A 22931-nucleotide genomic window follows, 5' to 3' on the forward strand; every position below is an offset into this window, starting at 1 on the left:
TCGGGCCTACACGTCAGCGCGATTGGTACGCCGCCATCCGGCAACAGATACACTCTTTCATCAGGAGATAGCTATGTTTGATTTACTCCTGCGCCGCGCGCGCCTCGTCGACGATACCCTGACTGATATCGCCATTCAGGACGGGAAAATCGCGGCGCTGGGCGAGATTAGCGCGCCCTCCCGCAAAACCCTCGATCTGCAGGGCAACAGCTACGTCAGCGCCGGCTGGATTGACTCCCACGTTCACTGCTACCCGAATTCGCCAATTTATCACGATGAGCCGGACAGCGTCGGTATCGCCGCCGGCGTCACCACCGTGATTGATGCCGGCAGCACCGGCGCCGACGATGTCGATGAGTTCTATCAACTGACCCGTAAAGCGGTGACGGAAGTCTATGCCCTGCTCAATATCTCCCGCGTCGGGCTGATTGCCCAGAATGAACTGGCCAATATGACCAATATTGACGCCGAGGCGGTGAAGCAGGCGGTGCAGCGTCATCCCGATTTTATCGTTGGTCTGAAGGCGCGGATGAGCAGCAGCGTGGTGGGGGAAAACGGCATTACGCCGCTGGCGCGCGCCAAGGCGATTCAGCAGGAAAACGGCGATCTGCCGCTGATGGTGCACATTGGCAACAATCCGCCGAACCTCGATGAAATCGCCGATCTGCTGAGCCGCGGCGACATCATTACCCACTGCTATAACGGCAAACCGAACCGCATTCTGAATCCTGCCGGCGAACTGCGCAGTTCGATTACTCGCGCCCTGCAGCGCGGCGTGCGCCTCGACGTCGGCCACGGTACCGCCAGCTTCAGCTTTGAAGTGGCGCGCCGGGCGATTGCGCTGGGCATTCTGCCGCACACCATCAGCTCGGATATTTACTGCCGTAACCGCATCGACGGCCCGGTGCGTTCGCTGGCGCTGGTGATGTCGAAATTTCTCGCCATCGGCATGACCCTGCCGCAGGTGATTGCCTGCGTGACCGTCAGCGCTGCCGAGGGGCTGCGCCTGTCGCGTAAAGGGCGGCTGGAAGTGGGTTTCGACGCCGATCTCACGCTATTTCGCCTGGAGCGCCAGCCAACGCTGCTGGTGGATGCCGAAAAAGAGAGCCTCCAGGCAGACAACATTTTGGTGCCGCTGGCCGCGATCCGCGCGGGCAAAGGCTATCTGACCGAACAAGGGAGCGCGGAACATGCCTTCGATTTTTGAAAAATACCATTTAAAACAAGTTATTAACACTTCCGGCCGGATGACGGCGCTGGGCGTTTCCACGCCGCGTCCGGAAGTGGTGGACGCCGCGATGGCCGGCATGAACCAGTACTTTGAAATGAAAGATCTGGTGAATAAAACCGGCGAGTACATCGCCAGGCTGCTGGACGTGGAAGGGGCGACCGTGGTCTCCTGCGCCTCGGCAGGGATTGCCCAGTCGGTGGCGGCGGTGCTGGTAAAGGACAGCGACTGGCTGCTTGAGAACCTGCACGTCACGCCGATAGAGCATAACGAAATCGTCCTGCCGAAGGGCCACAACGTCAACTTCGGCGCGCCGGTCGGCACCATGGTGGCGCTGGGCGGCGGCAGGCTGGTGGAAGCGGGCTACGCCAACGAATGCTCTGCCGAACAGCTGGCGGCGGCGATCACCCCGCGCACCGCGGCGATCCTCTACATCAAATCCCACCACTGCGTGCAGAAAAGCATGCTCAACGTGGCGCAGGCCGCGGAAGTGGCGCGTCAGCATCATTTACCGCTGATCGTCGACGCGGCGGCGGAGGAAGATCTGCAGGGCTACTACCGCATGGGCGCCGACCTGGTGATCTACAGCGGTGCGAAAGCGATTGAAGGGCCGACCAGCGGGCTGGTGATCGGCAAAACGCAGTACGTCGAGTGGGTTAAACGCCAGTCGATGGGGATTGGCCGGGCGATGAAAGTGGGTAAAGAGGGGATCCTCGGCCTGACCTGCGCCATTGAACACTACCTGACGGCAAGCAAAGAGAGCGGCGAAGAGATGGTGGCGAAGATGACGCCGTTTATCGAACAGCTCAATACCCTCAACGGCGTCACTGCCCGCGTGGTATGGGACAGCGCCGGCCGCGATATCGCCCGCGCCGAAATCAAATTCGACGAAGCGGTGACCGGCGTGAAGACCGGCGATCTGGTTAACGCGCTGAAGCAGGGCGAATACGCCATCTACTTCCGCGGCTATAAAGCGAATGAAGGCATTATCGAAGCCGATGTCCGCAGCGTTGACGCCCAGCAGCTGGCGGTAGTCGCCCGCCGTATCGCGGAAGTTCTGAACAAGGAGAAACAAGCATGAAACTGACCCCAAACTTTTACCGTGACCGCGTGTGCCTGAACGTCCTGGCGGGTAGCAAAGACAACGCCCGGGAAATCTACGACGCGGCGGAAGGTCATGTCCTGGTCGGCGTGCTCTCCAAAAACTACCCGGACGTCGCCAGCGCGGTGGCCGATATGCGCGACTACGCGAAGCTGATTGATAACGCCCTCTCCGTCGGGCTGGGCGCAGGGGATCCGAATCAGTCGGCGATGGTGAGCGAGATTTCGCGCCAGGTGCAGCCGCAGCACGTCAATCAGGTCTTCACCGGCGTGGCCACCAGCCGCGCGCTGCTCGGGCAGAACGAGACGGTGGTCAACGGCCTGGTCTCGCCCACCGGCACCCCGGGTATGGTGAAGATCTCCACCGGCCCGCTGAGCAGCGGCGCGGCGGATGGGATTGTGCCGCTGGAAACCGCCATCGCGCTGTTAAAAGATATGGGCGGCAGCTCCATCAAATACTTCCCGATGGGCGGCCTGAAGCACCGCGACGAGTTCGACGCGGTGGCCAAAGCCTGCGCCGCGCACGATTTCTGGCTGGAGCCGACCGGCGGTATCGATCTGGAAAACTACAGCGAGATCCTGAAGATCGCCCTCGATGCCGGGGTGAGCAAAATCATCCCGCATATCTACAGCTCGATTATCGATAAGGCCAGCGGCAACACCCGCCCGGCCGATGTTCGCCAGCTGCTGGAGATGACCAAACAGTTAGTGAAGTAGTGCCCTTGCCCCTCACCCTCAAAGGGTGAGGGGCAGCTTATCCCACTGAACCATCAAGGAGTTGCTATGCCTGTCGCTCGTCATCTGCTTGTCGCTTCACTGTCCCTGTTTGCCGCCGCCGCCGCCGCGCAAACTCACTATGCCTGGGTAGGCACCTATAATCCCAATGGCGAAGGTCTGTACCGCTTTACCGTTGATAGCCAAACCGGCGCGCTACGTGACAGGACGCTGGTGAGTTCGTTGCCGAACGCCGCGCAGCTGACCGTCTCGCGCGATGGCAAGACGCTGTATGCCGCCAGCGAAGTGGAGAAAGGCGTGGTGCAGGCGTGGCGTATTGAGAAGAACGGCGAGCTGACCGCACTCAATCAGGTCGCCTCCGGCGGCGCCGGTCCGGTTTATCTCTCCCTGACGCCGAACGGTAAACAGCTGCTGGTGGCCAACTACGTCAGCGGCAGCATCGCCGTGCTACCGGTGAAAGAAGACGGTAGCCTGGGCGAGGCGGTGGACAAGCATCAGGATGAAGGCCCGGCAGGGGCCGAACGCCCGGCGGCGGCCGTCGAGGGCAGCTTCGCCATCAGCGATCACAATGGCCCGCACGCCCATATGATCGCCGCCGATCCCAGCGGGAGATTTGTTTACTCCACCGATCTGGGGCTGGATCGGATCTATCAGTATCGGCTGGATAGCGCCAGCGGCAAGCTGACGCCGAACGATCCGCCGTTTATCGCTGCCTCGTCGCCGGGAGCCGGCCCGCGCCACTTCGTCTTCACGCCAAAGGGCGACGGTCTGTGGCTGATTAACGAGGAAGCGTCGACGCTGACCTTCTATCATCTGGATCAGCAAAGCGGCCTGCTGCGCGAAGGCAAAACCGTCTCCGCGCTGCCGAAAGAGTATAAGGGCACCAGCTTTGCCGCCGGCCTGGCGCTGAGCAACGACGGCAAACAGCTGTACGTCGCCAATCGTCTGCATAACAGCATCGCCCACTTTACGGTGCAGGCCGACGGCCGCCTGCGCCACCAGGAGGATATCTGGACGCGCGGAGATTACCCTCGCACGCTGACCCTGGATAATCAGGGGCAGTGGCTGTACGTCATGAACCAGCGTAGCGATAATATTACCCGCTTCAGCGTGGCGCCGAAGGATGGCAAATTGACCTTTGTCTCAGACTACACGCCGGTCGGCAGTCCATCGCAGATGGTGATTTCCGCCCAACCCTGAGCCGTAACCACAAGGAACTGACATGCGATTTCCCAACCAACGCTTAGCGCAACTCTTCACCCTGCTGCGGAATGAAACGCTGCCGCAGGATGAGCTGGCGCAACGCCTGTCGGTTTCCACCCGTACCGTGCGCGCCGATATTACCGCCCTGAATGCGCTACTGGCGCAGTATGGCGCGCAGTTTATCCTTAACCGCGGCAGCGGTTATCAGCTGAAAATTGATAACCCGGCGAGCTTTCAGGCGCTGGAGGAGACGGCGCCGAAGGCGCAGCATGTTCCGCGTACCGCCCAGGATCGCATCACTTTCCTGCTGGTGCGTTTTCTGACGTCGGCGTTCTCGATCAAGCTGGAAGACCTGGCGGATGAGTGGTTCGTCAGCCGCGCCACGCTGCAAAACGATATGGTCGAGGTGCGCGAGCGCTTCCAGCGCTATCAGCTAACCCTTGAAACCCGCCCGCGCCACGGCATGAAGCTGTTCGGTAGCGAGGTATCGGTTCGCGCCTGCCTCACCGACCTGCTGTGGGAGCTAACCCAGCAGGGCGGTATCGCGCCGCCGATCGGCGCCGAGGCCTTTGCAGAGGAGGTGCCTGCGCTGCTGGAGCCGGTGCTGCAGGAGACGCTCACGCGCCACCATATTCGTCTCACCGACGTCGGCGAGCGCTTTATCTGCCTGTACGGGGCAGTGGTGGTGCGTCGCGTCAGCGAAGGCTACCCGCTGGCGGATTTTAGTGCTGAAGATGTGGCGCAGAACGTCCGCGATGCCGCGCGCGATCTGGCGGGCGAACTGCAGCGGCTGGCCGGTAAACCTTTATCGCCCGCGGAAGAAGAGTGGCTGTGCGTGCATATCGCCGCCCGTCAGGTACAGGACGTGGACCCGGAAACCATCAGCGCCGACGATGACGAAGCGCTGGTCAACTACATCCTGCGCTACATCAACAGCCAGTATAACTACAACCTGCTGGACGATGCCCAGCTGCACGCCGATCTGCTGACTCACATAAAGACCATGATCACCCGCGTACGCTACCAGATCATGATCCCTAATCCGCTCCTTGATAACATCAAACAGCACTACCCGATGGCCTGGGATATGACCCTCGCCGCGGTCTCCAGCTGGGGCAAATACACGCCTTATACCATCAGCGAAAACGAAATCGGCTTTCTGGTGCTGCATATCGGCGTCGGGCTGGAGCGCCACTACAACATCGGCTACCAGCGTCAGCCGCAGGTGCTGCTGGTGTGCGATACCAGCAATGCGATGGTGCGGATGATTGAGGCGATCCTGCAGCGCAAATATCCGCAGCTGGAGATCGCCGCCACTATTTCCCAGCGCGAGTACGAACAGCGGGACGCGATCGAGGCGGATTTTGTTATCTCCACGGTGCGGATCAGCGAAAAAGACAAGCCGGTAGTGACCATCGCGCCGTTCCCCACTGACTATCAACTGGATCAGATCGGCAAGCTGGTGCTGGTGGACCGTACCCGTCCATGGATGCTGAATAAGTACTTCGATGCCGCCCACTTCCGGGTGGTCGATACGCCGATGGATCAGCAAACGCTGTTCGCCGAGCTGTGCCAGCAGCTGCTGGAGGAAGGCTTTGTTGACGCCGAGTTTCATGCTTCGGTGGTGGAGCGTGAAGCGATTGTCAGCACCATGCTCGGCGATGGCATTGCGCTGCCGCACTCCCTGGGGCTACTGGCGAAAAAGACGGTGGTCTATACCGTCATTGCCCCGCAGGGCATCGCCTGGGGTGATGAAACCGCCCATATCATCTTCCTGCTCGCTATCAGCAAGCGCGAGTATGAAGAGGCGATGGCGATCTACGATATTTTCGTGACTTTCCTGCGCGAGCGCGCCATGAGCCGCCTCGCCGCGACCCGCAGCTTCGATGAGTTTAAAACGGTGGCGATGGAGTGCGTCAGCCGGTTTTGAGAGGCGTTTTCCAGATTCGAGTGTAATGCAAATGTAATGCTATAATGCATTACAAAATATCCCTTTCTGGAGGCATAATGGCCACGCTCAACGTTCGACTGGACGATAAACTCAAAAAAGAGGCTTATGCCGTGCTGGAGAAACTCGATATGACGCCAACGGAGGCGGTGCGCCTGCTGTTTCAATACATTGCGGAAAATGGCCGCATGCCAGTGAAAAGTATGACTATCAGCGATAGCGAAGCGGCATTATTACGCACCGTCCGCGAGCGGCTGGAAAACCCGCAGCCGGAGGTGAAGGTGAGTCTGGATGACCTATGAACTGGCGTTTGATCCGCGTGCCTGGCGCGAATGGCAGAAGCTTGGCGAGACGATCAAAAAACAGTTCAAAAATAAGCTCCAGCAGGTTGTGCAGAATCCGCGAATTGCATCGGCCAGTCTGAGTGATTTACCGGATTGCTACAAAATCAAGCTTAAGGCGTCAGGTTATCGGTTGGTGTATCAAGTACGGGATAGTTTGGTGGTGGTTTACGTTATTGCCATTGGCTAAAGAGAGAAAGCGGCCGTTTATCATCAGGCGAATAAACGGCTCTAAACGCTATCGCAAATGATGTACCACCTGGTTGCTGCTGCCGCGCCAGATCAGCGCCGGGTCTTTTAAATCCTGCACAAACTTACCGTCGACCAGCACGTTGATCAGGTTCACCACCTGCATCTGCGCCTCATTCAGCTCATCCAGTTTATAGCCGGTCCAGACCCAGATATCTTTGCCGGGGCATTCGGCACGCACGCGCTGAACCAGTTTGAGGATCTCCGCGACGTTCTGTGGATGCAGCGGATCGCCGCCGGAGAGTGAAATCCCCTGGCGTTTGATGCGGGTATCGTTGAGATCGGCAATGATGCGGTCGGCCATCTCAGCGGTAAACGGCATGCCGGAGTTCACCCGCCAGGTGCTTTTGTTGTAGCAGCCGGGGCACTCATGGACGCAGCCGGAGACAAACAGGGTGCAGCGGGTGCCGGGGCCGTTGACAATATCTACCGGGTAGTACTGATGGTAATTCATTGTTTCCTCTTCTCATTTGCCGATGTAGCGGCGTTGGCTGCGCTCGCTCGCCCGGGTCACTTACTCCAGTAAGCTCCCCGGGACTTACTCGTTTGCCGCCTTGCTACAACGCCAACTGATTTGAGGAAACCCACCTGGCTGTTTGGGATTCCCTCGTTTGCCGCCTTGCTCTGACGCTAATGGCTTTGCGAAAACGGAGGTGCTGTGCATTTGTAAAGGGAACGGCTCCCGGCGTCGCTGCGCTCGCCCGGGCTACGAAAAGCCGCATACGCGGTTGTAGCCCGGATAAGGCGCTTTGCGCCGCGATCCGGGAACGGCGCCTTAGTGGCCAAACGGCTACGGGGCCGGTTCCCTCTCCCCGTTGGGGAGAGGGGGAGGGGCTAATCCAGCTGGAATTAACCGATCTGCCCGTTGCCCAGATGCTTCACGCGGCGCTTCACTTCTTCCTGCTTGCCGGCGTTGAACGGACGCGCGTCCGGACTGCCGAGGTAGCCGCACACCCGACGGGTAACGGAAACGCGGGAGGCGTCGTGGTTACCGCATTTCGGGCAGGTAAAGCCCTTGCTGGTGCACTCGAACTCGCCGGTGAAACCGCACTCGTAGCACTCATCGATCGGCGTGTTAGTGCCGTAGTACGGCACATGCTGATAGCTGTAATCCCATACGTCTTCCAGCGCCTTCAGGTTGTGCTGGATGTTTGGGTATTCGCCGTAGCAAATGAAGCCCCCGTTAGCCAGCGGCGGATACGGCGCTTCAAAATCGATCTTGTCGTACGGGTTGACCTTCTTCTCCACGTCGAGGTGGAAACTGTTGGTGTAGTAACCTTTGTCGGTCACGCCCTCCACCACGCCAAACTCGGCGGTGTCGAGACGGCAGAAGCGGTCGCACAGGTTTTCGCTCGGCGTGCTGTACAGACTAAAGCCGTAGCCGGTCTCTTCTTTCCACAAATCGACGGCGTCGCGCAGGCGCTGGACGATGGCCACACCCTTCTCGCGCAGCGCCTCGCTGTCGTACATATGCTGGTTGCCGTACAGCGCATTGATAGTTTCATGGATACCGATATAGCCCAGCGAAATCGACGCCCGGCCGTTTTTAAAGATCTCGGAGACGTCGTCGTCGGCTTTCAGCCGCACGCCGCAGGCCCCTTCCATATAGAGGATCGGCGCCACGCGCGCTTTTACCCCTTCCAGGCGGGCAATGCGGGTCATCAGCGCTTTGCGCGCCAGCTGCAGGCGCTCGTCCAGCAGCGCCCAGAAGGCGGCTTCGTCGCCTTTCGCTTCCAGGGCGATGCGCGGCAGGTTGAGGCTGATGACGCCGAGGTTATTGCGCCCATCGTGCACCTGCTCGCCGTTCTCGTTTTCCCACACCCCGAGGAAGCTGCGGCAGCCCATCGGCGTTTTAAACGACCCGGTAACCTTCACCACCTGGTCGTAGTTGAGGATATCCGGGTACATGCGCTTGCTGGCGCACTCCAGCGCCAGCTGTTTGATGTCGTAGTTCGGGTCGCCGAACTTATGGTTCAGGCCGTCACGGATCGCGAACACCAGTTTCGGGAACACCGCGGTCTTACGGTTTTTACCGAGGCCGGCAATGCGGTTGCGCAGAATCGACTGCTGGATCAGCCGCGATTCCCAGCTGGTGCCGAGACCGAACCCGAAGGTGACGAACGGCGTCTGGCCGTTGGCGGTATGCAGCGTGTTAACCTCATACTCCAGCGACTGGAAGGCGTCGTAGCACTCTTTTTCGGTACGGGCGCGGGCATAGCCTTCGGCATCCGGGATCTGCCACTCTTCGGCGATTTTACGATGCTTGTTAAAGCTTTCGCTGACGAACGGCGCCAGCACTTCATCGATTCGGTTGATGGTGGTGCCGCCATAAATATGGCTGGCGACCTGGGCGATGATCTGCGCGGTCACCGCGGTGGCGGTAGAGATAGACTTCGGCGGCTCGATCTCCGCGTTGCCCATCTTAAAGCCCTGGGTCAGCATGCCTTTCAGGTCGATCAGCATGCAGTTAAACATCGGGAAGAAGGGCGAGTAATCGAGGTCATGATAGTGGATCATGCCGCGTTCGTGGGCCATCACCACATCGTGAGGCAGCAGGTGCTGCCGGGCGTAGTGCTTGGCGACGATACCGGCCAGCAGGTCGCGCTGGGTCGGGATGACTTTACTGTCCTTGTTGGCGTTTTCGTTGAGCAGCGCGGAGTTGGTCTGCTCGACGAGGCCGCGGATCTCCTGATTGAGGCGGCCGCGCTTCTCACGCTGGCTATCGCGGTCATGGCGATACTCAATGTAGGCGCGCGCCAGCTGCTTATAGGGGCCGGACATCAGCTGGTTTTCCACCGCGGTCTGGATCTCGTTGATGTCGACCTGGGCGCGGCCCTGCATTTGTTGGCTAACGACTTCTGCGACGGTGGCGCAATAGTCTGCGTCATCGACTCCCGCTGCTTTAGCTGCACGCAGAATTGCTTCCTGAATGCGCTCTGACTTGAACGGCACTTTACAGCCATCACGTTTCATCACATGCGGTGTCATGATCACTCCATATATAGAACAGGTTATCCACAGAGGCGGAGGTTATCCCGAAGGCGCTGTACGCTACGGCTCGTGCTGTTTGCCTTCAGATCCGGCCCGTTTTATCCACATCTCATCACCGCCAGACATCGACAAGATATGGTGACATAATAGACGATTAATACAACATGTAGGGCCGGGACGCATTTTAAGTTCTATATGTAGTGATTTGCATCAAAGATGTTTGCGATTTTATTGACCCAGAACAAGGTAAAAAGGTGAGAGTACGGATGATGGGCGCTGGCGATAAATGTAAATTTATCTGGCTGGAAAATAAGCAAAAATGCCTGGCGTTCGCCACCGGCGCCAGGCATGACCTTCTCATTTCGGGAGGGCAGGGGACACCTTACGCCTGCAGCCACCATACCGCTTCGAACGGCCGCAGCGTCAGCCCGGTTGGGCGGGGCGTGGTCTCGGCATAGTTGCTGATGATCATCTTCCACTCGCCCGGGGCGTCCTCAGGCTGCCAGGCCTGCAGGTCGCGGCTCAGGTTGGCGGCGACCACCAGCGTTTGTCCCTGCCACTGACGGCGATAGCACCACAGCGACGGATGGTCAGGCAGGAGATCCTGATAATCGCCCCAGGTCAGCAGCGGCAGGGTTTTACGCAGCGTAATCAGCTGCTGATAGGCATAAAACACCGAATCAGGGTCCGCCAGCGCCGCCTCGACGTTGATCTCCCGGTAGTTATCGCCAAGGCCGATCCACGGTTCGCCATCGCTAAAGCCACCGTTTTCGCCACCATGCCACGGCATCGGCGTGCGGCTGTTGTCGCGCGACTTGCTGGCAAGGATCGCCAGCAGTTCGTCCGGACTTTGCCCCTGCGCCGCACGTTCGATAAACATATTGTGGCTCTCGACGTCGCGATAATCGCTGATGCTGTTGAAGTGCGGATTGGTCATGCCGATCTCTTCGCCCTGATAAATATAGGGCGTGCCCTGCATGCCGTGCAGCACCATCGCCAGCATCTTCGCCGCCGGCACCCGGTACTCGCCTTCGTCGCCAAAGCGCGAGACGATGCGCGGCTGATCGTGATTACACCAGAACAGCGCGTTCCACGCCCGGTTGTGCATCCCCTGCTGCCAGTGGCGGAACAGCGCCTTCAGCGCCACATAGTCCGGGCGGGCGAGGGTCCACTTCTCCCCACCGGGATAATCGACTTTTAAATGGTGGAAGTTAAAGGTCATCGACAGCTCGCGGCCGTCCAGCGCGGCGTACTGCTGGCAGTGTTCCAGCGAGGTGGAAGACATCTCGCCGACGGTCATCAGATGACGCGGCGTGAAGACATCGCGGCTCATCTCCTGCAGGAACTCATGCACCCGCGGGCCGTCGGTGTAGAAGCGGCGGCCATCCCCGTCCGCATCGCAGGGAAAGGCCTGATCTTTCGAGATCAGGTTAACCACGTCGAGGCGCAGGCCGTCGACGCCGCGGTCGGCCCAGAATTCGCAGACCTTTTTCAGCTCGGCGCGCACCGCCGGGTTCTCCCAGTTGAGATCCGCCTGCTCAATGGCGAACAGGTGCAGATAATACTGACCGCTGTCGGCATGCCACTGCCAGGCGTTGCCGCCAAATTTGGAGCGCCAGTTGTTCGGCAGGGCGTCCGGTTCGCCGTCGCGCCAGATATAGAACTGACGGTAGGGGCTCTCCTTATTCAGCGACTGACGGAACCACTCGTGTTCGGTCGAGGTATGGTTCAGCACCATATCCAGCACGATGCGGATCCCGCGGGCCTTCGCTTCCGCCACCAGGGCGTCAAAATCGGCCATCGTGCCGTAGGAGGGATCGATGGCGGTGTAGTTTGCCACGTCGTAGCCGTTATCCACCTGCGGTGAAACGTAGAACGGCGTCAGCCAGATGGCGTCGACCCCAAGCTTTTGCAGATAGTCGAGGCGGGAGGTGACGCCGCGCAGGTCGCCGGTGCCGCTGCCGGTGGTATCCTGAAAACTCTTCGGATAGATTTGATAAATAACGCCGTTTTGCCACCAGTGGGGGAGATGATTCATAGTACTTTCCTGCTGCAACGAGGGGCGCCAAAGGCGCCCCGAAAGAAGAAGTTAGACAATCTGCAAGGTGCCCTGACGGTACTTGCGCTGATACACCACGGTGGTGAGGATAATCGGCACCACCACCGCGATGGCCATCGCCATGGCGTACACCTGCCAGTAGCTCGGCTGGATGGAGAGGATCCCCGGCAGGCCGCCGACGCCGATGCCGTTCGCCAGCACGCCGTTCAGGCCGCACAGCAGGCCGGCGAGGCCGGAGCCGATCATTGCGCACAGCATCGGGAAGCGGTACTTCAAGTTGATACCGTACATTGCCGGCTCTGTGACCCCGAGATAGGCGGAGATCGCCGCCGGTACTGAGATTTCACGTTCATTCTGCTTGCGGCTGGCGATGATGATGCCGACCACCGCCGACGCCTGGGCAATGTTGGACAGCGCAATCAGCGGCCACACCGGGGTCCCGCCCATGCTCTGGATCATCTGCATATCGATGGCGAGGGTGGTCTGATGGACGCCGGTAATCACCAGCGGCGCGTAGAGGAAGCCAAACAGCGCGGCGCCGATCGGCGCGAAGCTGCCGGTTAACAGATGGCGCACTGCGAAGGCCACGCCGTCGCCGATCAGGCGGCCGAACGGACCGATAATGGCGTGCGCGAGGAATACCGCGAGGATCAGCGAGCAGACCGGCACAATGACCAGATAGAGGTAGTCAGGCACAATGCGCTTGAGGCGCGTCTCGATAAAGCCTAAGGTCAGGCCCGCCAGCAGGGCCGGGATGACCTGCGCCTGGTAGCCGACTTTAGCAATGGTAAACAGGCCGAAGTTCCACACCTCCGGCACCTGCTGGCCGAGGAGATAGGCGTTCATCAGCTGCGGGGACACCAGGGTCACGCCCAGGACGATCCCAAGGATCGGCGTACCGCCCATCTTCTTCACCGCCGACCAGCAGATCCCCACCGGCAGATAGAAGAAGATCGCCTCGCCAATCAGCCACAGGAAGTCATAGATGGTTTTCAGCGACGGGTGCATCTGGGCCAGCGTCTGGCCGTTGCTCATGGGTAAGTCGCCGATGACGTTGCGGAAACCAAGGATCAGACCGCCGCTGATCAGCGCCGGCAGCAGCGGGAAGAAGATCTCGGCGAAGTGCGAGATCAGCTGTTCATGCCACTTCATATTTTGCCGCGCGGCCTGTTTGACCTGCTCTTTATCGGCGGAAGTCTGACCGGTGGTCGCCAGCAGGGCCTTGTAGTAATCACCCACCTCGGTGCCGATGACCACCTGGAACTGACCGGCGTTAGTGAAGCATCCCTTCACCATGCGCAGCTGCTCAATCTCTTTTGGTCTGGCGATGGCCGGGTCGTTCAGCACAAAGCGCAAACGGGTAATACAGTGGCTGACGGTGGCGATATTGCCGCGCCCGCCCACCAGTTCGATCAGTTTATCGATGTCCTGCAGGTTTACTTTGCTCATGATGAAGCCTCAAAAACAGAGGGGAGAGATGCCGTTTTTACCTTGAGGGCATCCTAACCGTTCCGCTTGATTTGCAAAATGGGAACGTTCCCGAAACCCGGCGACGATCACATAAATCACCCGAACGAGATTAATTGAGGGCGGCGGGAATGACGATCTGGCGGGGATCGACGCTGCCGGCGATCTGCTCGATCAACTGCCGGGCGGCCCGGCGTCCGGACTCGGCATAGCCAGGATCGACGGTCAATATTTCCGGGTGGAGAAACTTCATCAGCGGCGTGCTGCCGACGCTGGCGAGCTGCAGCGCATCGCGGCCCTGCTGCTGGAGATATTTGCTGGCGCCGAGGGCGAGGGTATCGGTGGCGCAGACCAGGGCGCTGGTCTCGGCCGTCAGCACGCTGGCGACGGTGTCATACCCCTGCTTCATGCCCAGCCCCGGCAGGGCGGCGGTGGGCGTAAGGCGATGCTTTTTACAGAAGGCGAGGTAGGCGAGATGGCGGCGTTCGCCGGTGGTGACGTCGCTGTGCGGTACGCCAAGGAAGCTGATGTGGCGATGTCCGCGCTCGTAGAGCCGCTGCATCAGCAGCATGATGGCCCCCTCGTCGTCATAGCACACCGAGGCGAAGCCGGGGGCGTCGCGGGCCATCAGCACCAGGGTGTCGCGCCAGGGAGCGAGCATCGCCTCGTCGATGCCGGTAAAACCGAACAGCACCACGCCGTCAATATTACGCCGGGCGAGCATGCCGAGATGCTCCTCCACCAGCCCAGGGGAGAACTGACTCTCCATCATAATCGGGTCGTAACCCTGCTCATAAAAGGCGGGCAGCATGGTCTGCACGGCGAGGTTTTCCGACAGCGAATCGAGACGGGTGACGATAATCGCCACCACTTTATCACTCTGGCCGCGCATGGCGCGGGCGGAGCGGGAGGGAGAGAAACCGTGCTGCTGCATCACCGCTTCGACGCGCTCGCGGGTCCGTTCGCTGACCCCGCTCTCGTTGTTGAGGACGCGGGATACCGTTGATTTCCCTACGCCGCTTAAGCGCGCGATATCTTTGATGGTCAGCCGGTTCTGCATGTGGAATTCTCGTCAGGGTGGGTAGAAGTGAGCCTAATGCTACTCAACCAAACCGCAATGAGCAAAGTCTGGTTTACGTTCGGTTTAGTTGCGCGGGTTTATCATCGCCATTATTGCCACACAATCCTCAACGAGGGCGCTATAATCCGCGCCGTTTATATTCACTTACCGGAGATAGTTATGGACCCCGATCCCACTCCTCATCCTCGATGGAGCAACCTTTCTTTCCGGTAAGCCTGTTTAACACTGCTTTACCGGAAAGCGTAAAGCAGTGACGTCCTTGATGTCCCTGCCATAAAAATAACATGCCTGACAGGTAGGTTTTGCTACGCCCGTCGGCAACGCTGCGTTCGCTTGCGCGAGCGCGGAGGGACTGTTTATGCTGAAAAATTATACCCGGCAGCTGTTCGCACAGCTTAGCCGCCATCTGCCACGCCGTTTAGTCCAGCGCGATCCGCTGCCGGACGCCCGCCATCTGGCGAGCGGCCCCATTCCTGAGTCGCTGGGCAAACAGTGCCTGGACGTGGCGGCGATGGACGACCAGGAGATCTGGCGCGCCTTTGACAGCCACCCTGAAGGGCTCAATGAAGGCGAAGTGGCGGCGAAAATCCTCAAACACGGCGACAACCAGATCCCGGCGCAGAAGCCCTCGCCGTGGTGGGTGCATCTGTGGACCTGCTATCGCAACCCGTTCAATCTGCTGCTGACGGTGCTCGGCATCGTCTCCTATTCCACCGAAGATCTGTTCGCCGCCGGGGTGATCGCCCTGATGGTGGGGATCTCGACGCTGCTCAACTTCATCCAGGAGGCGCGCTCGACCAAAGCGGCGGATGCGCTGAAGGCGATGGTGAGCAATACCGCCACCGTGCTGCGGGTGGTCAATGAACAGGGGGAGAGCCGCTGGCTGGAGCTGCCTATCGACCAGCTGGTGCCGGGCGACATCATCCGGCTGTCGGCGGGGGACATGATCCCGGCGGACCTGCGTATCCTGCAGGCGCGGGATCTGTTCGTCGCCCAGGCCTCGCTGACCGGCGAATCGCTGCCGGTGGAGAAAGTGGCCCGCAGCCGCGATCCGCTGCAGCAGAACCCGCTGGAGTGCGACACCCTGTGCTTTATGGGCACCAACGTGGTGAGCGGCTCGGCGCAGGCCATCGTCTTCGCCACCGGCGGCCACACCTGGTTTGGTCAACTGGCCGGCCGCGTCAGCGAGCAGGAGAGCGAGCCGAACGCCTTCCAGAAAGGCATCAGCCGGGTGAGTATGCTGCTGATCCGCTTTATGCTGGTGATGGCCCCGGTGGTGCTGCTGATCAATGGCTACACCAAAGGCGACTGGTGGGAGGCGGCGCTGTTCGCGCTGTCGGTGGCGGTCGGCCTGACGCCGGAGATGCTGCCGATGATCGTCACCTCGACGCTGGCGCGCGGGGCGGTAAAGCTGTCGAAGCAAAAGGTCATCGTGAAGCACCTCGACGCCATTCAGAACTTTGGCGCGATGGACATCCTCTGCACCGATAAAACCGGCACCCTGACTCAGGATAAGATTGTGCTGGAGAACCATACCGACGTCTCCGGCAAGGTCAGCGAGCGCGTACTGCATGCCGCCTGGCTGAACAGCCACTACCAAACCGGGCTGAAAAATCTGCTCGACACCGCGGTGCTGGAGGGCGTTGAGCTGGAGGCCGCCCGCGGGCTGGCGGCGCGCTGGCAGAAGGTGGATGAGATCCCCTTCGATTTCGAACGCCGCCGCATGTCGGTGGTGGTGAAAGAGGAGGACGCCGCGCATCAGCTGATCTGCAAAGGGGCGCTGCAGGAGATCCTCAACGTCTCAACCCAGGTGCGCTACAACGGCGATATCGTGCCGCTGGACGATACCATGCTGCGCCGCATTCGCCGGGTCACTGACACCCTCAACCGGCAAGGGCTGCGGGTGGTGGCGGTGGCGACCAAGTACCTGCCGGCCCGCGAAGGCGACTACCAGCGCGCCGATGAGTCGGACCTGATCCTTGAAGGCTACATCGCCTTCCTCGATCCGCCGAAAGAGACCACCGCCCCGGCGCTGAAAGCGTTAAAAGCCAGCGGCATCACGGTGAAGATCCTCACCGGCGACAGCGAGCTGGTGGCGGCGAAGGTGTGCCATGAAGTGGGGCTGGATGCCGGCGAAGTGGTGATTGGCAGCCAGATTGAAGCCATGAGCGACGACGAGCTGGCGGCGCTGGCGAAACGCACCACGCTCTTCGCCCGCCTGGCGCCGCTGCATAAGGAGCGCATCGTGACGCTGCTGAAACGCGAAGGCCACGTGGTGGGCTTTATGGGCGACGGCATCAACGACGCCCCGGCGCTGCGCGCGGCGGACATCGGCATCTCGGTCGACGGCGCGGTGGATATCGCCCGCGAGGCGGCGGATATCATTCTGCTGGAGAAAAGCCTGATGGTGCTGGAGGAGGGGGTGATCGAAGGCCGCCGCACTTTCGCCAACATGCTTAAGTACATCAAAATGACCGCCAGCTCCAACTTCGGCAATGTCTTCAGCGTGCTGGTGGCCAGCGCCTTCCTGCCGTTTCTGCCGATGCTGCCGCTGCACCTGTTGATTCAGAACCTGCTGTACGATGTCTCCCAGGTGGCGATCCCGTTCGATAATGTCGACGATGAACAGATCCGCAAGCCGCAGCGCTGGAACCCGGCCGACCTTGGACGCTTTATGGTCTTCTTCGGCCCGATCAGCTCGATTTTCGATATCCTCACCTTCGGCCTGATGTGGTGGGTGTTCCACGCCAATACCGTGGAGATGCAGACCCTGTTCCAGTCCGGCTGGTTTATTGAAGGGCTGCTGTCGCAAACGCTGATCGTGCACATGATCCGCACCCGGCGCATTCCGTTCGTCCAGAGCCGCGCCGCCTGGCCGCTGTTCGCCATGACCCTGGTGGTGATGGCGGTGGGGATCGCGCTGCCGTTCTCGCCGCTGGCGGGCTATCTGCAGCTGCAGGCCCTGCCGCTGAGCTACTTCCCATGGCTGGTGGCGATCCTGGCGGGCTATATGGTGCTGACCCAAACGGTCAAAGGCTTCTACAGCCGCCGCTACGGCTGGCAGTGAGGGGAAGGTTTGCGGATGACCCCCGTAAAAAAGGCAGCCTGCGGGCTGCCTTTTTTCATGCCGGGGTTCGCGATCAGCGGCGTACGGCGATGGCTTCGATCTCGATCTTCACGTCTTTCGGCAGACGCGCCACTTCAACGCAGGAGCGCGCCGGGAAGGTGGCGTTGTGCTCGGTGAAGAACGCTTCGTATGTGGCGTTAACGGTAGCGAAATCGTTGAGATCTTTGACGAAAACGGTGGTCTTGACGATATCGCCGACGGTGAGGCCTGCGGCTTCAACGATGGCTTTCACGTTGTTCAGCGACTGGCGCGCCTGCGCGGATACGTCTTCCGGAACGCTGCCGGTTTTCGGGTCGACCGGGATCTGGCCAGAGGTGATGATCATGCTGCCCAGGTCAACGCCCTGAACGTAGGGGCCAATCGCTGCTGGTGCATTTTCCGTCGCAATAGTTTTGCTCATGTTATCTCCAGATGAACTGAGTAATGTTACGCAAAATCATTCAGGTGGCCGCCAGGCGGTAAGCGCTGTGCCGCCGGGTGCAGACGCCGGCTGAAGGACGAAGCGTAGGGTGGTAGCCATTATAGGGAGGCCTACCACCAATACCAACCGCATTTAGTTGGCCAGCACCACATAATGAGAAAACTCTTTTTCGCAGTATTTACATTTGAGTGCGATGTCATCAGTGCGTTTTTTCACTGCAAAACTGGAAGAAACCGGTTCGGCGTGGCTGATACAGTTGCTGTTCGGGCAGACCAGCACGCTGTCGATGCGATCCGGCAGGCTCGGGCGGGATTTGCCCACCACTTCGTATTCATCAATGCGGTTTACCGTCGCCTGCGGGGCGTACAGCGACAGCTGGTTAACCTGCTCGTCGGTCAGGAAGGTGTTCTCGATTTTAATCAAATCCTTGCGGCCCATCTCGCCGGAGGGCAGGTTCAGGCCGATGGTGATGCGCTGGTCGGTTTCGGTCAGTTTGAACAGGGTGAGCAGCTTAAAACCGACCTGCGCCGGAATGTGGTCGATCACGGTGCCGCGTTTGATCGCTTCTACCTGCAGTTTATTGTCGTGTGTCATCTCTCATTTCCCCTTACAGTGCCAGCTCGCTATTCAGTACCAATGCCAGTAACGCCTGGCGGGCGAAGATGCCGTTACCGGCCTGCTGGAAGTACCAGGCGTGCGGCGTTTTATCGACATCGGTGGTGATTTCGTCAATGCGCGGCAGCGGGTGCAGCACCTTCATATTGGCGCGCGCCCCTTCGAGGTCGGCGGCGCGCAGGACGAACTGCGCTTTGACGTTGGCGTATTCCGACGGATCCAGACGCTCTTTCTGCACGCGGGTCATGTAGAGAATATCCACTTCCGCCATCACGTCGTCGATGGCGCTATGCAAGCTCCAGGCGATACCTTTTTCATCCAGCATATCGAGGATGTACTGCGGCATGGCCAGCGCGTCCGGGGCGATAAAGTAGAAGCGGTTGCCGCTGAATTTGGCCAGCGCCTGGGTCAGGGAGTGGACGGTACGGCCATACTTCAGATCGCCGACCATCGCCACGTTGAGGTTTTCGAGGCGGCCCTGGGTCTCCTGAATGGTGAACAGGTCGAGCAGGGTCTGGGTCGGGTGCTGGTTGGCGCCGTCGCCGGCGTTCAGTACCGGCACGCCGCCGGAGAATTCGGTCGCCAGACGGGCGGCGCCCTCCTGCGGATGACGCATCACGATGGCGTCCACGTAGGTGCTGATGACGGAGATGGTATCCGCCAGCGTTTCCCCTTTTTTGCCCAGCGAGGTGTTGGCGCTGTCGGAGAAGCCGACCACGCTGGCCCCCAGGCGGTGCATCGAGGTTTCAAAAGAGAGGCGGGTGCGGGTCGAGGCTTCAAAGAAACAGCTGGCGATAACCTTATGCTTCAGCAGCTCGGGTTGTGGATTAGCTTTCAGCTTTGCCGCCGTCGCCAGCACCAGTTCGAGGTCTTCGCGGCTGAGATCGTTTATGGAAATGATATGTTTTTGATATAGCGGGTTAGCCATGCTTATCTCCTGACGCCTGGGCAAAAAAAAAGCCCCTTAAATAAGGGGCTTCGGGAATCCAATGAGCAACGGAAAGAAAAACGGCAGGCCAGCGTCTGCATTGAGACGCGCTAAGACAGAATGTCGTACGCAATTGGCCATGCTTCCTCCCGGCAAAACGACTGGCATTATACGCAGACCGTTATGACGATCAAGCGATTCATTCACAAACAGGTAATCGTTTGCCTGCAGAAAAGTGCGCCAGCGCAAAGAACCGTGAAACTGCACTGGTATGGCAGCGACGATGGGGGTATAAAACGCAAAAATGAAATGTTGTTTTATATTTGAGGTAAGCGATGATTATTGGCAATATCCACCATCTGCAGCCATGGCTGCCTGCCGCGCTGCGCGAGGCTATCGAACACGTTATCGTCCATGTCAGCGAGGCGACGCCGCTGGGTAAACATGATATCGACGGCAACAACCTGTTTTATCTGATTTCCGAAGACACCACCGAGCCGCAGGACGCGCGTCGCGCGGAATATCATGCCCGCTATCTCGATATCCAGATTGTGCTCCGCGGCAGCGAGGGGATGACCTTCAGCACCCTGCCGGCTGGAGAGCCGCAGACCGACTGGCTGGCGGAGAAAGACATCGCTTTCCTGGCGGAGGGGGCGCAGGAGCAAACGGTGATCCTTAACGAAGGGGACTTTGTGGTGTTTTATCCCGGCGAAGTGCATAAACCGCTGTGTGCCGTGGGCGCCCCGGCGAAGGTGCGCAAAGCGGTGGTGAAGATGCTGATGGCGTGACAAAGCGCCCTGACGAGCGGTATCCCGGATACGCGCCGAGCGATCCGGGATTTGACGGCGAGCGAAGGATTATTTGCTCAGCGTCGCCACCATCACCGCTTTGATGGTGTGCATCCGGTTTTCCGCCTGGTCGAAGACCACGCTTGCCGCCGACTCAAACACCTCGTCAGTCACCTCCATGCCGCCGTGCAGGCCGTATTCGGCAGCCATCTGTTCGCCCAGCGTGGTCTGGTCATCATGGAACGCTGGCAGGCAGTGGAGGAATTTGACCTGCGGGTTGCCGGTCAGCGCCAGCATCGCACTGTTAACCTGATAGTCGCGCAGCAGGGCGATACGTTCGGCCCATTTTTCCTTCGCCTCGCCCATTGAGACCCAGACGTCGGTATAGATAAAATCGGCGCCTTGCACCCCCGCGGCGATATCTTCCGTCAGGGTGATGTTACCGCCCTGCTGTTTCGCCAGCGCGGTACAGGTTTCCACCAGCGCGGCCTCCGGCCAGCAGGCCGAGGGCGCCACCAGGCGCAGATCCAGACCGGTCAGCGCCGCGGCTTCCAGCATCGAATTGCCCATGTTGTTGCGCGCGTCGCCGGCGTAGACCAGCGTCATCTGGTTAAAGGCTTTGCCCGGCAGGTGCTCTTTCATGGTCAGCAGGTCCGCCAGCAGCTGGGTAGGGTGGAACTCGTTGGTGAGGCCGTTCCACACCGGCACGCCGGCGTATTGCGCCAGGGTCTCCACCACTTCCTGGCCGTGGCCGCGGTACTGAATGCCGTCGTACATCCGTCCGAGCACGCGGGCGGTGTCCTTGATCGACTCTTTATGGCCAATCTGGCTGCCGCTGGGCCCCAGGTAGGTCACGCGGGCGCCCTGATCGTATGCGGCAACTTCGAAAGAGCATCGTGTACGGGTTGAGTCTTTTTCGAAGATGAGCGCGATGTTTTTCCCTGCCAGTTTCTGGACTTCGATACCGTTTTTCTTATCGGCTTTCAGCTTTGCCGCCAGCTCGAGCAGGGCGGTGATTTCTGCAGGCGTAAAATCGAGTAACTTTAAAAAATGCTTCTGGTAAAACGCAGACATGGTTCCCTCACCTGGCATAGGCCACTAATTGAATTAAAATTCAATTTATATGTATGAATATTCATTTGCAAGTCTGTGATCGAAATCTTTCACTGAGAAGTGGAGGCAATGACGGCGGTATGTGACAATAGGGATAACTGCCGCACATTATGAGGAACGAGCCATGGCAAACCCGGAACACCTGGAAGAACAGCGTGAAGAGACGCGTCTGATTATCGAAGAGCTGCTGGAAGATGGCAGCGATCCGGACGCACTGTACACGATTGAGCATCACCTCTCTGCAGACGATTTCGAAACCCTGGAGAAAGTGGCGGTGGAAGCGTTTAAGCTGGGCTACGAAGTGACCGAGCCCGAAGAGCTGGAAGTGGAAGAGGGTGAAGTGGTCATCTGCTGCGATATTCTGAGCGAATGCGCCCTGAACGCAGAACTGATCGATGCCCAGGTGGAACAGCTGATGACGCTGGCAGAAAAATTTGACGTCGAGTATGACGGTTGGGGCACCTACTATGAGGACCCGAACGGCGAAGAAGACGGCGAGGATGACGAAGATTTTGTCGATGAAGACGACGATGGTGTTCGTCACTAAGTCGCAGATGATGTAAATGGATACGGCGGCGCCAGCCGCCGTATAGCAAGGAACCTCCATGGATTACCCGCAGATACTCTCCCCGATTATCAACTTCCTGCACTGCCCGACGCCGCAGGCGTGGATTGACGAAGCCCGCAAGCCGGAAAACCTGCCGCTGCTGCTGACCGACCATATGGTGTGCGAACTGAAAGCGGCGCAGAACGCCATGCTGCTGGTGCGTCGCTACGTCGCGGATAAAGCCGACGCCGACGAGCTGCTGGCCTGCCTGAAGCCGTATGAAGACTTCACCTACCGCCGGGGGCCAGAGCCGGATTTTGTCGCCCTGCATAAGCGGATCAACAAAAGCGCCATGCCGCAGACCGACGACCCGTGGGGCCGTCAGCTGCTGGACAGCATGATTTTGCTGATTAAAGAGGAGCTGCATCACTTCTGGCAGGTGCGGGAGATGATGCTGGCGCGCGATATCCCCTACGTCAAAATCACCGCCAGCAACTATGCCCGCGGCATGCGACGGGAGGTGCGCTCACATGAGCCGGTGATGCTGATCGATAAGCTTATCTGCGGCGCCTATATCGAGGCCCGCTCATGCGAGCGCTTTGCGGCGCTGGCGCCGTGGCTGGACGACGATCTGCAGAAGTTCTATCTGTCGCTGCTGCGCTCGGAAGCGCGTCACTATCAGGACTACCTGGATCTGGCGCAGAAGATTGCCGGAGAAGATATCAGCGAACGGGTCCGCCAGCTCGGCGAGGCGGAAGCGGCGCTGATCCTCCGTCCGGAGGCCGAGTTCCGCTTTCACAGCGGCGTGCCGGCGGCGGAGTAGCCCACGCTGTTCGGCTCCCGTCGCTCCGGTCGCCACTCACGCCGGCAGTCTCAGTAGCCATGGGGGGAGAGATAGCGTTGAGAGCTTCAGCTCGCCATGGTACGGGCCGTAGGTCGGGTAAGGCGTTAGCCGCCACCCGACAAAAAAACGGCACCACGAGCACGGG

The 22931-nt window shown here is 59.6% G+C and carries 24 protein-coding genes; 12 read left to right on the forward strand and 12 right to left on the reverse strand.

Annotated elements, in window-relative coordinates; all coding sequences use genetic code 11:
• The first annotated feature begins 73 nt into the window (after window positions 1-73).
• From ACLH1U_RS19525 to ACLH1U_RS19555, 7 genes are all read left to right on the forward strand, one after another.
• Complete coding sequence (locus ACLH1U_RS19525; protein ID WP_411299405.1) at window positions 74-1207, forward strand: amidohydrolase/deacetylase family metallohydrolase; 1134 nt, start codon at window positions 74-76, stop codon at window positions 1205-1207.
• Window positions 1191-2309, forward strand: a complete 1119-nt coding sequence (locus tag ACLH1U_RS19530) for a DgaE family pyridoxal phosphate-dependent ammonia lyase (protein ID WP_032454655.1) — start codon at window positions 1191-1193, stop codon at window positions 2307-2309. The genes ACLH1U_RS19525 and ACLH1U_RS19530 overlap by 17 nt, the downstream gene beginning before the upstream one ends.
• The gene (dagF, locus tag ACLH1U_RS19535) at window positions 2306-3046 is read left to right on the forward strand and encodes a 2-dehydro-3-deoxy-phosphogluconate aldolase (protein WP_087826839.1); all 741 of its coding nucleotides are present in this window, start codon (window positions 2306-2308) and stop codon (window positions 3044-3046) included. The genes ACLH1U_RS19530 and dagF overlap by 4 nt, the downstream gene beginning before the upstream one ends.
• A gap of 66 nt (window positions 3047-3112) precedes the next feature.
• A complete protein-coding gene (locus tag ACLH1U_RS19540) occupies window positions 3113-4264 on the forward strand; it encodes a lactonase family protein (RefSeq protein ID WP_105491314.1) in 1152 nt (383 codons plus the stop codon).
• Window positions 4265-4286: 22 nt separating this feature from the next.
• Complete coding sequence (locus tag ACLH1U_RS19545; protein WP_032454658.1) at window positions 4287-6197, forward strand: BglG family transcription antiterminator; 1911 nt, start codon at window positions 4287-4289, stop codon at window positions 6195-6197.
• A gap of 77 nt (window positions 6198-6274) precedes the next feature.
• Window positions 6275-6517, forward strand: coding sequence for a type II toxin-antitoxin system RelB/DinJ family antitoxin (locus ACLH1U_RS19550; protein ID WP_023291757.1), 243 nt, complete (start codon window positions 6275-6277; stop codon window positions 6515-6517).
• Window positions 6507-6746, forward strand: coding sequence for a type II toxin-antitoxin system RelE family toxin (locus tag ACLH1U_RS19555; RefSeq protein WP_065805919.1), 240 nt, complete (start codon window positions 6507-6509; stop codon window positions 6744-6746). The genes ACLH1U_RS19550 and ACLH1U_RS19555 overlap by 11 nt, the downstream gene beginning before the upstream one ends.
• Window positions 6747-6794: 48 nt before the next feature.
• Here ACLH1U_RS19555 and nrdG read toward each other — a convergent pair whose 3' ends face one another.
• The 5 genes from nrdG to treR form a co-directional block, all read right to left on the reverse strand.
• Complete coding sequence (gene nrdG / locus ACLH1U_RS19560) at window positions 6795-7259, reverse strand: anaerobic ribonucleoside-triphosphate reductase-activating protein (RefSeq protein WP_012969085.1); 465 nt, start codon at window positions 7257-7259, stop codon at window positions 6795-6797.
• Window positions 7260-7654: 395 nt separating this feature from the next.
• Complete coding sequence (gene nrdD, locus ACLH1U_RS19565) at window positions 7655-9793, reverse strand: anaerobic ribonucleoside-triphosphate reductase (protein WP_004206513.1); 2139 nt, start codon at window positions 9791-9793, stop codon at window positions 7655-7657.
• 385 nt (window positions 9794-10178) lie between these two features.
• Window positions 10179-11834 (reverse strand): alpha,alpha-phosphotrehalase, encoded by a 1656-nt coding sequence (treC, locus tag ACLH1U_RS19570; protein WP_044525203.1) that lies wholly within the window; start codon window positions 11832-11834, stop codon window positions 10179-10181.
• Between the two features lie 51 nt (window positions 11835-11885).
• A complete protein-coding gene (gene treB, locus ACLH1U_RS19575) occupies window positions 11886-13304 on the reverse strand; it encodes a PTS trehalose transporter subunit IIBC (protein ID WP_411299406.1) in 1419 nt (472 codons plus the stop codon).
• A gap of 130 nt (window positions 13305-13434) precedes the next feature.
• The gene (gene treR / locus ACLH1U_RS19580; RefSeq protein ID WP_105491315.1) at window positions 13435-14382 is read right to left on the reverse strand and encodes a trehalose operon repressor TreR; all 948 of its coding nucleotides are present in this window, start codon (window positions 14380-14382) and stop codon (window positions 13435-13437) included.
• 180 nt (window positions 14383-14562) lie between these two features.
• Between treR and mgtL the strand changes: the two genes are divergently transcribed.
• Complete coding sequence (gene mgtL, locus ACLH1U_RS19585) at window positions 14563-14616, forward strand: mgtA regulatory leader peptide MgtL (protein ID WP_219340445.1); 54 nt, start codon at window positions 14563-14565, stop codon at window positions 14614-14616.
• A 145-nt stretch (window positions 14617-14761) separates the two neighbouring features.
• Window positions 14762-17470 (forward strand): magnesium-translocating P-type ATPase, encoded by a 2709-nt coding sequence (gene mgtA / locus ACLH1U_RS19590; RefSeq protein WP_023291764.1) that lies wholly within the window; start codon window positions 14762-14764, stop codon window positions 17468-17470.
• 73 nt (window positions 17471-17543) lie between these two features.
• On the opposite strand, the gene ridA is transcribed toward mgtA, so the two are convergent.
• The 5 genes from ridA to ACLH1U_RS19615 all read right to left on the reverse strand — a co-directional run bounded on the left by ridA (window position 17544) and on the right by ACLH1U_RS19615 (window position 19635).
• The gene (gene ridA, locus ACLH1U_RS19595; RefSeq protein WP_002886926.1) at window positions 17544-17930 is read right to left on the reverse strand and encodes a 2-iminobutanoate/2-iminopropanoate deaminase; all 387 of its coding nucleotides are present in this window, start codon (window positions 17928-17930) and stop codon (window positions 17544-17546) included.
• A 153-nt stretch (window positions 17931-18083) separates the two neighbouring features.
• Window positions 18084-18545: an aspartate carbamoyltransferase regulatory subunit gene (gene pyrI / locus ACLH1U_RS19600; RefSeq protein ID WP_105491316.1), complete on the reverse strand. Its 462-nt coding sequence runs from the start codon at window positions 18543-18545 to the stop codon at window positions 18084-18086.
• Between the two features lie 13 nt (window positions 18546-18558).
• A complete protein-coding gene (gene pyrB / locus ACLH1U_RS19605; RefSeq protein ID WP_004206522.1) occupies window positions 18559-19494 on the reverse strand; it encodes an aspartate carbamoyltransferase in 936 nt (311 codons plus the stop codon).
• Window positions 19495-19496: 2 nt separating this feature from the next.
• Window positions 19497-19556 carry a pyrBI operon leader peptide gene (locus ACLH1U_RS19610; protein ID WP_227650304.1) on the reverse strand — a complete coding sequence of 20 codons (60 nt, stop codon included), beginning with the start codon at window positions 19554-19556 and terminating at the stop codon, window positions 19497-19499.
• A complete protein-coding gene (locus ACLH1U_RS19615; protein WP_002886930.1) occupies window positions 19531-19635 on the reverse strand; it encodes a pyrBI operon leader peptide in 105 nt (34 codons plus the stop codon). The genes ACLH1U_RS19610 and ACLH1U_RS19615 overlap by 26 nt, the downstream gene beginning before the upstream one ends.
• A gap of 194 nt (window positions 19636-19829) precedes the next feature.
• On the opposite strand from ACLH1U_RS19615, the gene ACLH1U_RS19620 reads away from it, so the two are divergent.
• Window positions 19830-20282 carry a YhcH/YjgK/YiaL family protein gene (locus tag ACLH1U_RS19620; RefSeq protein WP_032454661.1) on the forward strand — a complete coding sequence of 151 codons (453 nt, stop codon included), beginning with the start codon at window positions 19830-19832 and terminating at the stop codon, window positions 20280-20282.
• Between the two features lie 69 nt (window positions 20283-20351).
• On the opposite strand, the gene argF is transcribed toward ACLH1U_RS19620, so the two are convergent.
• Both argF and argL read right to left on the reverse strand, forming a co-directional pair.
• The gene (gene argF, locus ACLH1U_RS19625) at window positions 20352-21356 is read right to left on the reverse strand and encodes an ornithine carbamoyltransferase (protein WP_105491318.1); all 1005 of its coding nucleotides are present in this window, start codon (window positions 21354-21356) and stop codon (window positions 20352-20354) included.
• Entirely contained in the window at window positions 21326-21421 is a 96-nt protein-coding gene (argL, locus tag ACLH1U_RS19630; RefSeq protein WP_370736902.1) for a putative translational regulatory protein ArgL, read from the reverse strand. Before argL ends, argF begins: the two co-directional genes overlap by 31 nt.
• Before the next feature lie 98 nt (window positions 21422-21519).
• Here argL and rraB point away from each other — a divergent pair, with 98 nt between their 5' ends.
• Window positions 21520-21942 (forward strand): ribonuclease E inhibitor RraB, encoded by a 423-nt coding sequence (gene rraB, locus ACLH1U_RS19635; protein ID WP_023291768.1) that lies wholly within the window; start codon window positions 21520-21522, stop codon window positions 21940-21942.
• Window positions 21943-22000: 58 nt separating this feature from the next.
• Window positions 22001-22765 carry a tRNA isopentenyl-2-thiomethyl-A-37 hydroxylase MiaE gene (gene miaE / locus ACLH1U_RS19640; protein WP_411299407.1) on the forward strand — a complete coding sequence of 255 codons (765 nt, stop codon included), beginning with the start codon at window positions 22001-22003 and terminating at the stop codon, window positions 22763-22765.
• The last annotated feature ends 166 nt before the right edge of the window (window positions 22766-22931 follow it).

The sequence above is a fragment of the Klebsiella sp. 1SOBk5mer genome (assembly GCF_046603115.1).
Lineage (GTDB): Bacteria > Pseudomonadota > Gammaproteobacteria > Enterobacterales > Enterobacteriaceae > Klebsiella > Klebsiella quasipneumoniae.

Coding starts and splice junctions, on each gene's coding strand:
- mgtA (WP_023291764.1), top strand. CDS start 14,762: ATGCTGAAAAATTATACCCGGCAGCTGTTCGCACAGCTTAGCCGCCAT.
- dagF (WP_087826839.1), top strand. CDS start 2,306: ATGAAACTGACCCCAAACTTTTACCGTGACCGCGTGTGCCTGAACGTC.
- ACLH1U_RS19620 (WP_032454661.1), top strand. CDS start 19,830: ATGATTATTGGCAATATCCACCATCTGCAGCCATGGCTGCCTGCCGCG.
- argL (WP_370736902.1), bottom strand. CDS start 21,421: ATGAATATTCATACATATAAATTGAATTTTAATTCAATTAGTGGCCTA.
- ACLH1U_RS19525 (WP_411299405.1), top strand. CDS start 74: ATGTTTGATTTACTCCTGCGCCGCGCGCGCCTCGTCGACGATACCCTG.
- treR (WP_105491315.1), bottom strand. CDS start 14,382: ATGCAGAACCGGCTGACCATCAAAGATATCGCGCGCTTAAGCGGCGTA.
- ACLH1U_RS19615 (WP_002886930.1), bottom strand. CDS start 19,635: ATGGCCAATTGCGTACGACATTCTGTCTTAGCGCGTCTCAATGCAGAC.
- treC (WP_044525203.1), bottom strand. CDS start 11,834: ATGAATCATCTCCCCCACTGGTGGCAAAACGGCGTTATTTATCAAATC.
- ACLH1U_RS19530 (WP_032454655.1), top strand. CDS start 1,191: ATGCCTTCGATTTTTGAAAAATACCATTTAAAACAAGTTATTAACACT.
- ACLH1U_RS19540 (WP_105491314.1), top strand. CDS start 3,113: ATGCCTGTCGCTCGTCATCTGCTTGTCGCTTCACTGTCCCTGTTTGCC.
- ridA (WP_002886926.1), bottom strand. CDS start 17,930: ATGAGCAAAACTATTGCGACGGAAAATGCACCAGCAGCGATTGGCCCC.
- ACLH1U_RS19550 (WP_023291757.1), top strand. CDS start 6,275: ATGGCCACGCTCAACGTTCGACTGGACGATAAACTCAAAAAAGAGGCT.
- pyrB (WP_004206522.1), bottom strand. CDS start 19,494: ATGGCTAACCCGCTATATCAAAAACATATCATTTCCATAAACGATCTC.
- ACLH1U_RS19545 (WP_032454658.1), top strand. CDS start 4,287: ATGCGATTTCCCAACCAACGCTTAGCGCAACTCTTCACCCTGCTGCGG.
- argF (WP_105491318.1), bottom strand. CDS start 21,356: ATGTCTGCGTTTTACCAGAAGCATTTTTTAAAGTTACTCGATTTTACG.
- miaE (WP_411299407.1), top strand. CDS start 22,001: ATGGATTACCCGCAGATACTCTCCCCGATTATCAACTTCCTGCACTGC.
- pyrI (WP_105491316.1), bottom strand. CDS start 18,545: ATGACACACGACAATAAACTGCAGGTAGAAGCGATCAAACGCGGCACC.
- rraB (WP_023291768.1), top strand. CDS start 21,520: ATGGCAAACCCGGAACACCTGGAAGAACAGCGTGAAGAGACGCGTCTG.
- nrdG (WP_012969085.1), bottom strand. CDS start 7,259: ATGAATTACCATCAGTACTACCCGGTAGATATTGTCAACGGCCCCGGC.
- ACLH1U_RS19555 (WP_065805919.1), top strand. CDS start 6,507: ATGACCTATGAACTGGCGTTTGATCCGCGTGCCTGGCGCGAATGGCAG.
- nrdD (WP_004206513.1), bottom strand. CDS start 9,793: ATGACACCGCATGTGATGAAACGTGATGGCTGTAAAGTGCCGTTCAAG.
- treB (WP_411299406.1), bottom strand. CDS start 13,304: ATGAGCAAAGTAAACCTGCAGGACATCGATAAACTGATCGAACTGGTG.